At 67.7% G+C, this 7,738-nt stretch carries 14 protein-coding genes; 12 read left to right on the forward strand and 2 right to left on the reverse strand.

From position 1 onward, the window contains the following. Positions 1 to 510 precede the first annotated feature (510 nt). Both ETD86_RS32880 and ETD86_RS32885 read right to left on the reverse strand, forming a co-directional pair. Positions 511 to 1,218, reverse strand: a complete 708-nt coding sequence (locus ETD86_RS32880) for an HAD family hydrolase (protein WP_138670549.1) — start codon at positions 1,216 to 1,218, stop codon at positions 511 to 513. Beyond that, complete coding sequence (locus ETD86_RS32885; RefSeq protein ID WP_211370465.1) at positions 1,215 to 2,054, reverse strand: GntR family transcriptional regulator; 840 nt, start codon at positions 2,052 to 2,054, stop codon at positions 1,215 to 1,217. Before ETD86_RS32885 ends, ETD86_RS32880 begins: the two co-directional genes overlap by 4 nt. Positions 2,055 to 2,485: 431 nt before the next feature. On the opposite strand from ETD86_RS32885, the gene ETD86_RS58475 reads away from it, so the two are divergent. The 12 genes from ETD86_RS58475 to ETD86_RS32925 all read left to right on the forward strand — a co-directional run bounded on the left by ETD86_RS58475 (position 2,486) and on the right by ETD86_RS32925 (position 7,631). Continuing rightward, positions 2,486 to 2,671: a hypothetical protein gene (locus ETD86_RS58475; protein WP_246148565.1), complete on the forward strand. Its 186-nt coding sequence runs from the start codon at positions 2,486 to 2,488 to the stop codon at positions 2,669 to 2,671. Positions 2,672 to 2,705: 34 nt separating this feature from the next. Next, positions 2,706 to 3,146: an NUDIX domain-containing protein gene (locus tag ETD86_RS32890; protein ID WP_246148567.1), complete on the forward strand. Its 441-nt coding sequence runs from the start codon at positions 2,706 to 2,708 to the stop codon at positions 3,144 to 3,146. A gap of 298 nt (positions 3,147 to 3,444) precedes the next feature. Beyond that, complete coding sequence (locus ETD86_RS55610; protein ID WP_170223398.1) at positions 3,445 to 3,600, forward strand: hypothetical protein; 156 nt, start codon at positions 3,445 to 3,447, stop codon at positions 3,598 to 3,600. A gap of 110 nt (positions 3,601 to 3,710) precedes the next feature. Beyond that, the gene (locus ETD86_RS55615) at positions 3,711 to 3,887 is read left to right on the forward strand and encodes a hypothetical protein (RefSeq protein ID WP_170223399.1); all 177 of its coding nucleotides are present in this window, start codon (positions 3,711 to 3,713) and stop codon (positions 3,885 to 3,887) included. 81 nt (positions 3,888 to 3,968) lie between these two features. Further along, positions 3,969 to 4,337, forward strand: coding sequence for a WhiB family transcriptional regulator (locus tag ETD86_RS32895; RefSeq protein WP_138670550.1), 369 nt, complete (start codon positions 3,969 to 3,971; stop codon positions 4,335 to 4,337). Next, on the forward strand, positions 4,337 to 4,870 hold the full coding sequence (locus ETD86_RS32900) for a hypothetical protein (RefSeq protein ID WP_138670551.1): 534 nt from the start codon (positions 4,337 to 4,339) through the stop codon (positions 4,868 to 4,870). Before ETD86_RS32895 ends, ETD86_RS32900 begins: the two co-directional genes overlap by 1 nt. After that, positions 4,870 to 5,253, forward strand: a complete 384-nt coding sequence (locus ETD86_RS32905) for an RRQRL motif-containing zinc-binding protein (protein WP_138670552.1) — start codon at positions 4,870 to 4,872, stop codon at positions 5,251 to 5,253. Before ETD86_RS32900 ends, ETD86_RS32905 begins: the two co-directional genes overlap by 1 nt. Next, positions 5,250 to 5,399 carry a hypothetical protein gene (locus ETD86_RS55620; RefSeq protein ID WP_170223400.1) on the forward strand — a complete coding sequence of 50 codons (150 nt, stop codon included), beginning with the start codon at positions 5,250 to 5,252 and terminating at the stop codon, positions 5,397 to 5,399. The genes ETD86_RS32905 and ETD86_RS55620 overlap by 4 nt, the downstream gene beginning before the upstream one ends. Continuing rightward, the gene (locus ETD86_RS32910) at positions 5,396 to 5,947 is read left to right on the forward strand and encodes a M20/M25/M40 family metallo-hydrolase (protein ID WP_138670553.1); all 552 of its coding nucleotides are present in this window, start codon (positions 5,396 to 5,398) and stop codon (positions 5,945 to 5,947) included. Before ETD86_RS55620 ends, ETD86_RS32910 begins: the two co-directional genes overlap by 4 nt. Positions 5,948 to 6,011: 64 nt before the next feature. After that, positions 6,012 to 6,971, forward strand: a complete 960-nt coding sequence (locus ETD86_RS32915) for a conjugal transfer protein TraI (protein WP_138670554.1) — start codon at positions 6,012 to 6,014, stop codon at positions 6,969 to 6,971. A 46-nt stretch (positions 6,972 to 7,017) separates the two neighbouring features. Next, the gene (locus tag ETD86_RS32920; RefSeq protein WP_138670555.1) at positions 7,018 to 7,365 is read left to right on the forward strand and encodes a MazG-like family protein; all 348 of its coding nucleotides are present in this window, start codon (positions 7,018 to 7,020) and stop codon (positions 7,363 to 7,365) included. Between the two features lie 20 nt (positions 7,366 to 7,385). Further along, on the forward strand, positions 7,386 to 7,631 hold the full coding sequence (locus tag ETD86_RS32925; protein ID WP_138670556.1) for a hypothetical protein: 246 nt from the start codon (positions 7,386 to 7,388) through the stop codon (positions 7,629 to 7,631). Positions 7,632 to 7,738 lie beyond the last annotated feature (107 nt).

Here is a 7,738-nt window from a genome sequence, read left to right on the forward strand (position 1 = left end):
ACACATGTGCATGGAACGGTCACCAGGATGCCTGCTTCTTCATCTACATGCGAGATTTTCTTGGATCCGAGGCATAGGCGACAGGAGATGGCGGACGCGATCCATGGATCGCGCCATACCTTGTGCAACCATGCTGCTGGCGGCGCGGCTGGCGGCTGGTCGCTTCGCTCGGCCGGCTCATTGCTGCCACCGACCCAGCCACAACCGCCGCAGAATCGGCAGGCCAGGAAAAGGCCGCCAAGCCGTTGCCCCTTGCGCCCCTCACACTCTGGGCAGGTGATGTGGTCGGTCACCTACGCCCGGTCCCGTCGCATGCTGTGCACTGGACCCACTTTCGCTCCCGGCCCTTCTTCCCATTGAGTTCGATCCACTCGCCACCTGCCCCGAGGCAGGCCCCACAGATGGGAGGGGCTTCGTCGTCGTCGCCCTTAGCCATGTCTCGGACTGTAACCGGACGGACGCAACCCTGTCTGTCGCCTCTTGGAGGCCGATGAACTTACCCCGAGTCTCTCAGCGCGTCTCTGTGGAGTTGGTTACAAGCAACTCCGTCATGCTGGTCACGACGTGGTCAGCTCCGGCCGCTTCGAGTCGCGACGCTTTGCCGGGTCGATTGGCGTACCCGACTGCGACAACGCCTGTCGCTTTGCACACCTCCATGTCAGTTTCGGAGTCGCCCACGAGCACGCTCGCTGAGGGCTTGACGGCAAGCCGTTCGAGCGCGTGACGCACCAGGTGCGGATCCGGCTTCATGAGGTTCGGATCCGGTTCGACGCGCGCTGACACGTAGTCGATCTCTTCCCCCAGGTGGGTTCGCTGTAGATAGGCCGTTACCGCCATGGTCGAGTTGTTGCTGACCACTGCCACGGCTTTGCCGAGACGTTTCGACTGCCGGATAAGATCGGCGGCCCCCGGGGTCGGACGCGCCGTCTGGACCGCCTCGACTTCGAGCCTCGTCAACATGTCCCGCGTGATGCGGCTCATGTCCGGTCCGAGTTGCCGACTGAACCGGAAGACCGCCAGCGGATCTTCAATGGCTTCGACCTCTGGCGGGATCTCGACATCATGCTCAGCAAGGAAACTGCGCAGTGATGCAGCGACTCGCGGCGCGGGTAGTCCCGCGAAGATGTCGCAGATGGGGCCGTCGAAGTCGAGCAGGACACACTGAGCTTTCCGCATCGCCTCCTGTGCGGCGTCGAGCGGTCCCGTGTGCGCCGTCACGCTGACTCTCGCGCGACCGTATTCCACACGCTGTCGAACCAAGCGCGCGACTGTATGACGAACTGACCTGACGCGGAGTCCTCTCCGTCGCTTAGAGCGAAGTGGAACAGCTCCGCATCCTTGCCCATCAGGTCATAGATGGCATGCGGTTCTCCGCCGAGAGCAACGGTGTGTTTGGTGACTGGATAGAAGCCGAAGAACGCCTCTTCGCCATTGATCACATAGAGCTTGAAGCGGGGCGGTTCGCCACAGATGCGCACCTCGGCTGAGGCTGACGCGACAAGACCGAGATCCTTGAGTTCTTGTACAGACTCCACGATGGCCTGAGCGTGGCGCGAGGTGATCCGGTCTGCCCGCTTCCGGAACAGGGGCTCGTCTTCAAGGTTGTCTACGCGGCACGGCAGTGACCACGGACGGGACGTGTCTGGGATCAGGATGCGGACGCTGATGCTCTCGGGAACGAGCTTGCCAGCACGGATGTTGTCGAGTGGCTCTTGGATCGCGCCGTGAAGTGTCTCGCCAGAGAAGCCCGCGAACTCTATCGAGACCTCTGAGCGCTTGAACGCCTGCTCGACGTGCGGACGTAGACCGACAGGGCGCGCGGTCCGCTCGCGAACGAACACGCCGCTTCCCTGCCTTGTGACCACGAGCCCCTCATCACGGAGTTGGCGGATGGCCTGCTGAACGGTCATGCGGGCAACGCCGAAGCTCTTAGCCAGCTCAGGGCCAGAAGGAAGCTTGTCGCCAGGGGCGAACTTCCTCGTGAGGATTGCGGCTCTCAGTTGGTGGGCTACCTGCAGATACGGCGGGCGTGGGTCATCCGGGTCAAGTTGCATGCCCTACAGCGTAGCCGTTACCTGGTCAACATTGCTAGGCAACTTAAGCATGTCTCTTGACATGGCTAGGCAGGCCAGTCAGCATGGTGCTTGTACAACCTGCCTAGGCATGTTGGACAACCCGCACAGCCGGAAGACCTGGGAAAGCGGCGCAAGCCGCGTGCCGACGGGCTGTGCATCATCTGGCACTTCAAGGGGCCCCGGACAGAGGGGGCCGAGGTTCCCGGCACCTTGGCAGCCGGAGGGCAGGGCTCTGCCTACAGCGGGAGCAACTCATACCTCCCGCAAAGAGCCCGACCGCACGGCCATCCGGCCGTGCGGACCTTCATCTACAGCCCCGATGGTCGCAGGCAGGGTTCGACTCCCTCCCGGGGCGCTTCGGCATCGCTGATGCCGAGATCACCCGCAACCCCAATCCGAGGGATCTCGCCATGACCACGTGCGTCACGTACACCCACCCCGACGTGTTCACCAAAGGCATCAAGGAAGGTTGGGCCGACCCGCAGGCCGACCCGACGCAGATCGACTGGACCGGCCGCCAGGCCGCCGCCGCGATCCCGTTCAAGGTGATCGACGGTCGTCCGGTCAACCCGTGCGAGACGACCGGCATCCGCTAACGGACGCAACGAGCTGGGGCACTGGGGAGAGCAGTTGGCCGCCGATGCCATCGTCACGGCCAACACCGAGGCCGGCCGCTGGCTGGTCATGGTCGAACGCTCGGACGATCACGGTTGGGCCATCCCCGGTGGCTACGTGGAGCCCGGAGAGGACCCGGAAGCGGCGGCGGTGCGCGAGCTGGAAGAGGAAACCTGCCTGGACCTGGCGAGCATGGTCCGCATGCCGCTTCCGGCCCGGTACGTGCCCGACCCGCGCGCCAGTGATGAGGCGTGGATGGTCACGGTGCCCGTCCGGTTCCACCTCGGCGCGCTGCCCCGCGCCGAGCTGCCCGCCGTGGTCGGCGCCGACGACGCCAAGCGCGCCGTATGGGTGCGCGCCGACAGTTACGCCCACCTGGCCGCCTACATCAGCGGTTACTACGCCGGCCGCGTCTTCCGCGCCCATCAGGCCATGCTGCGCGACTTGCTCGGATGAGGGTTGGCGCTGGTCATGAAGCGACGTAAGGCCGTCCAGTTCTACAGCGCAGACGGCAGCGAGACCTACGCCGGCGACTCCTGAGGCGGATCGCCATCACTCGCCGTATGCGGCCGGACCTGCGCGAGCGCACGGTCATCGCCTACGGCCTTGGTCCCTGGCGCTGCTGGGGCTGCTAGCGCCTCACCTGGCCCGATCCGCTATCCGCCCCGATGGTCGCAGGCAAGGTTCGACTCCCTGCCGGGGCGCCTCTTCGCCGCTCGTACCTCTTTCACACACACCACCCAAGGGAGTGCTGATGCTGTCCATTCGCCTGACCGGAACGCCGGCCGAGGTAGCCGATGCCGTGCTGACCCTGCGCGAGACGTTCTCCGTTACCGCGATCAAAGGGCTATGCCCTTCGGCTCCAGCGCAGCCCAGTGTCCGCGTCTATGTCGAGGTGGCTCCCGGCTGACCCCACCCGGCTTACCAGGTCTTTCGCTCCGATGGTCGCAGGCAGGGTTCGACTCCCTGCCGGGGCGCTCCGGCTGCTCTGCCGGGTCCACCTACCCAAGGGAGCTTCCCATGCAGCCTGCCAAGAGCGTCGGCCGGTTCCTGCCGACGCTGTTCCTGATCGGCTTTGTCATCTACCTCTTCACTGACCCGCAGGGCGCTGCCGTGGCGGTCAAGTGGGGCTTTGAGTCGATCGTGACCGGCGCACAGCAGTTCGCCGAGTTCATCAAGACCGTCAGCAGCAAGTGACCACTTCATCTGCCGGGGGCGGCCCTCATCCGCCAAGACACGAGCCGCCCCCGCTCGACTCCCAAAGGAGTACCACCCATCATGGTTCGTTCCGACCTGCCGATCCACCCATCGCGCATGGCGCTCGATGAGATCGAAACGCTGTGGGGCGGGGACACCGACCCGCTGCTGCCTGAGTGCACCTACGACCCGGAGCTGCACACCGGCCCGCGCCTGCTAATCGAGACGACCGGCGAGCGCGCCGCCCGTGAGGCCGTGGCCCGCGAGGTGTGCGCCACCTGCCCGGCCCGGCTGCTGTGCGATGAGTACGCCCTGAAGGTTCGCCCGACCTCCGGTATCTGGGCCGGCCGCACCCCCGCCGAGATCGACACCTACGCCGAGATCACCGAGCTGTTCGAGGCCATGCGCGCTCGCGCCGCCCAGCAACTGTCCGGTCTGGAGGTGGCGTGATGACCGTCACCTACCCGCACCTGGAGGAGGTTGCCGCCGGCCGCCCGTTCGAGCAGATCGCGGTGGAGTTCCTGCCGTCCCAGCCCACCAACCGGCGCGGCCTGACTCGCCTGCTGCTCAACCCCGGCGTGATCAACGATGATGCCGACGAGTTCTTCGCATGGGGGTTCTGCTGGTTGTTGGCGGCGGCCCTGCGCGAGGCGACCGGCTGGGCGTACGGCCTGGTCGAACGCCGGCGTGAGGACGGTTGGGAGTGGACGCATGTGGGCGTCATCACTCCCGATGGCCGCTTCCTCGACATCCGGGGGCACCACGACCGCGACGGCCTGGCCGCCACCCTGACGGACGCCTACGGCGTGCCGGCGCGCATCCGCATCGGTACGTTCGCCGATCTGCGACAGGCCACGAACATGCCCGAGGACACCGAACCGGATTGGTGGTTGGGCACGCTCGGCACGCCCCTGCTGGTGGATGTCGTGCGCTACTTCGCCGCCTGCCTGCTCAGCCGGTACGAGCTCGCGGAGGTGGCGTGATGTCCCGCATCCGCGCCGCCTTCTGGGACCCTGCCGGTGACCGGTACGGCGGCATGCCCACCTACCCGTGGCGGATGGCCCCGCCGCACCTGCTCACGCTGCGTCAGCTCACCGCCGAAGGGCTGCGGCCCGGCAGTCAGGGCGTCCAGGCCCAAGTGCTGTGGCGCTCCCGCCACCACGGCACCCCCGGCGTTCGCGCCGCCTACCTGTACGACGTGCGGTTCGCCCTCCCCAAGCGCACCGCCACCGCGCGCCAGCGCGCCGCCCTCGGCAAGGCCAACGCCGCCCGCCGCACATGCCCCGAGTGCGACCGGGACGTCGGCTACGTCCTGCCGCGCCACCTCGGCACCTGCCTCGACTGCGCTGAGGAGATGGCCGCATGAACACGCCCGATATCCGCACCGACCTGCGCAACCTGCGCGACCACATCAACCGCGAACTGGACGACGAACACAGCGACCGTCAGTACGTGCTCGAAGGGGTCGCCATCGTGTTGGACGACCTCATCACCCGCCTGGACTCGCCATGAGTACCGCAACGATCTGCCCGCCCGCCGAGGCCGCCACGCGCCGGCGACTGTCGGCGGTGTCCGCGCCGCCCGTGCTGGTCGATGACCCGGCCGGCCTGTTCGCTGAGCTGGCACGCCTGAACCTGCCGCTCGGCGAGTACGTGGTGTGCGGCAGCGCCGTCCTGTACGTGCGCGGCCTGCGCTCGCGCGTGGGTGACCTGGACGTGCTGGCGCGCGGCCCGGCCTGGACCACGGTGCTGTCCCTCGGCGTACCGCCGAGCGCGGCCCTGTCCGGTCACGGCCTGGTCGTCAACCACCCCACCCACGCCATTGAGTTCGTGGACCGCTGGACGCCCGGCTGGCCGACCGACTACCTGATCGCCTCGGCCGACCTGATCGACGGCATCCCGTTCATGCGCTTGGGCGACGTCCTGGCCTGGAAACAACGCGCCCGCCGCTCCAAGGATCTGCCCGACATCGCCGCCGTTCACGAGCTACGCCGCTTGTGGAACGGCGCCGATCCCGCCCCCACCCGCGTTACCAAGACCGATTGGAGACAAGCCGCATGATCGTCCTCATTCTGGCGGCCATTGCCCTGGTCGCCCTGCTCACCATCATCGTTTGGAGGCAGTAATGACTCTCGCCACTCCTGAGCCGGGTCCGGACGACATCGCCCGCACCCTGGCCGACATCGAACGCCACCTGACCGCCCAGACGCCGCACCCGCCGCCCGACGCCAGCGACGATGACACGGGGGAGACCAAGCGGGTGCGGCAGTTGCGTGCCGAGGTCGCCGAGGCGCGGCAGTTGGCCGCGCTTCAGACCGACGACACGCCGCTGCTGCTGGACACCCCGAGGGTGCGCCGGCGGCGCAGGAAGGCCCACGAGACGGCCCGTCTGCACCGCCTCGGCCGCGACCCCGAGATGCGCGCCTGGCAGGCCGCCCGCATGCGGCGCATCCTGACCACTGCTCTCATGGTGGCGCTTACGTTGGCGCTGGCCTGGTCCACCGCCGGCGTGCAGCAGTTCGCCGCCGAGGGCGCCGAGCCCTGGTCGCCCGGCTGGATCTTCGCCTGGCTGGTCGAACCCTTCATGTCCATCGCCCTACTGGGCATCGTCGGCGCCCGCGCCTACCTCGGCACCCAAGGACAGCCCCTCGACCACCCCAAGCTGATCCGCATCGAGTACCTGTTCCTCGGGCTGACGCTCGGCATGAACGCCTGGCCCTACCTGCCCTGGACCGACGACGACTTCACCATCTCGCGGCTGGTGCTGCACATCCTGGGGCCGATCGTGGCCGTGGCCATCGTGGGTGCCCTGCCCATCATCCTGGCCGCGTTCGCTCGGCTCGACCCCACCCGCGAAACCCCTGCCGAGCGAGGGCTTACCGGCCTTACGTACAGCGCGAACACCGGTGATCGGGTAAGGCTCATCAGCCCCGAGGTGGCCGCGCTGATCGAACGCACACAAGCGCTCATCGCGGCCGGCGACCTGCCCGCCACCCCGAGCGCCTACAAGATTCAGCGCGCCCTGCGGTGCGGCATGGACGACGCCCGCGCCGTCCGTGACGCCCTCGCTCCCGAGGCCGCATGACCCACACCGCTCGACACCCACCCGACGAGACAAGGGAATCCGCCCCATGACCAGACCGATCACCCTGCCCCAGCACGTCGCCGCCCTGCTGTCCTGGCTGAACACCGCCAACCCGCCCACCGAGCACGAGATCGCCATGCGCATCATGAAGATCGGCGAAGAGTTCGGCGAAGTGGTCGCGGCCTACATCGGCGTGACCGGCCAGAACCCGCGCAAGGGCGTCAGCGCCACCCGCGCCGAACTGACCGGCGAACTGTGCGATGTCATCATCGCCGCCATGGCCGCGCTGGCCACCGTCGCCGGCGACGTCAAGCAGGCCGAACGGCTGCTGAACGAGCACCTGTCCGCCCGCCACCCGCGGCTGTCGGCGCTGGTCCGCGCCGGCGCCGCCTGACAAACAAGGAGGGCACACCCATGCTGACCTTGCTGACCTTCGCGTGCATCGCCACCCTGGCCTGTCTGGCCATACCGGTGGCCATCTACCTGCGGATGCTCATCACCGGCCCGGCCGAACGCGCCCGCATTCATGCCCGCATGGCCGCCCTTCGGCGCGACCCCGACTCCCCGACCATCACGCAGGGCGCGGCCCCCAGTCGCCAAACCGAGACCGCGCCCTGCCACCCCGCCGCCGACAACGCACACGAGGTGTCTTCATCATGACCGACCGCCCGACCGACTTCGACACCCTCACCGAGCCGCCGCCGCACCCCGACTCTGACCCGGACGGCCCCGCCGGCCCGGACGGGCAGGGCGCCGAGGTGGTGGAC

The sequence above is a fragment of the Nonomuraea turkmeniaca genome, from assembly GCF_005889735.1.
Lineage (GTDB): Bacteria > Actinomycetota > Actinomycetes > Streptosporangiales > Streptosporangiaceae > Nonomuraea > Nonomuraea turkmeniaca.

Bases quoted from the DNA above. Each gene is read 5' to 3' on its own strand.
- ETD86_RS32900 (WP_138670551.1), top strand. From the start codon at position 4,337: ATGACCGTCACCTACCCGCACCTGGAGGAGGTTGCCGCCGGCCGCCCG.
- ETD86_RS55620 (WP_170223400.1), top strand. From the start codon at position 5,250: ATGAACACGCCCGATATCCGCACCGACCTGCGCAACCTGCGCGACCAC.
- ETD86_RS55615 (WP_170223399.1), top strand. From the start codon at position 3,711: ATGCAGCCTGCCAAGAGCGTCGGCCGGTTCCTGCCGACGCTGTTCCTG.
- ETD86_RS32910 (WP_138670553.1), top strand. From the start codon at position 5,396: ATGAGTACCGCAACGATCTGCCCGCCCGCCGAGGCCGCCACGCGCCGG.
- ETD86_RS32915 (WP_138670554.1), top strand. From the start codon at position 6,012: ATGACTCTCGCCACTCCTGAGCCGGGTCCGGACGACATCGCCCGCACC.
- ETD86_RS32895 (WP_138670550.1), top strand. From the start codon at position 3,969: ATGGTTCGTTCCGACCTGCCGATCCACCCATCGCGCATGGCGCTCGAT.
- ETD86_RS55610 (WP_170223398.1), top strand. From the start codon at position 3,445: ATGCTGTCCATTCGCCTGACCGGAACGCCGGCCGAGGTAGCCGATGCC.
- ETD86_RS32920 (WP_138670555.1), top strand. From the start codon at position 7,018: ATGACCAGACCGATCACCCTGCCCCAGCACGTCGCCGCCCTGCTGTCC.
- ETD86_RS58475 (WP_246148565.1), top strand. From the start codon at position 2,486: ATGACCACGTGCGTCACGTACACCCACCCCGACGTGTTCACCAAAGGC.
- ETD86_RS32885 (WP_211370465.1), bottom strand. From the start codon at position 2,054: ATGCAACTTGACCCGGATGACCCACGCCCGCCGTATCTGCAGGTAGCC.
- ETD86_RS32905 (WP_138670552.1), top strand. From the start codon at position 4,870: ATGTCCCGCATCCGCGCCGCCTTCTGGGACCCTGCCGGTGACCGGTAC.
- ETD86_RS32925 (WP_138670556.1), top strand. From the start codon at position 7,386: ATGCTGACCTTGCTGACCTTCGCGTGCATCGCCACCCTGGCCTGTCTG.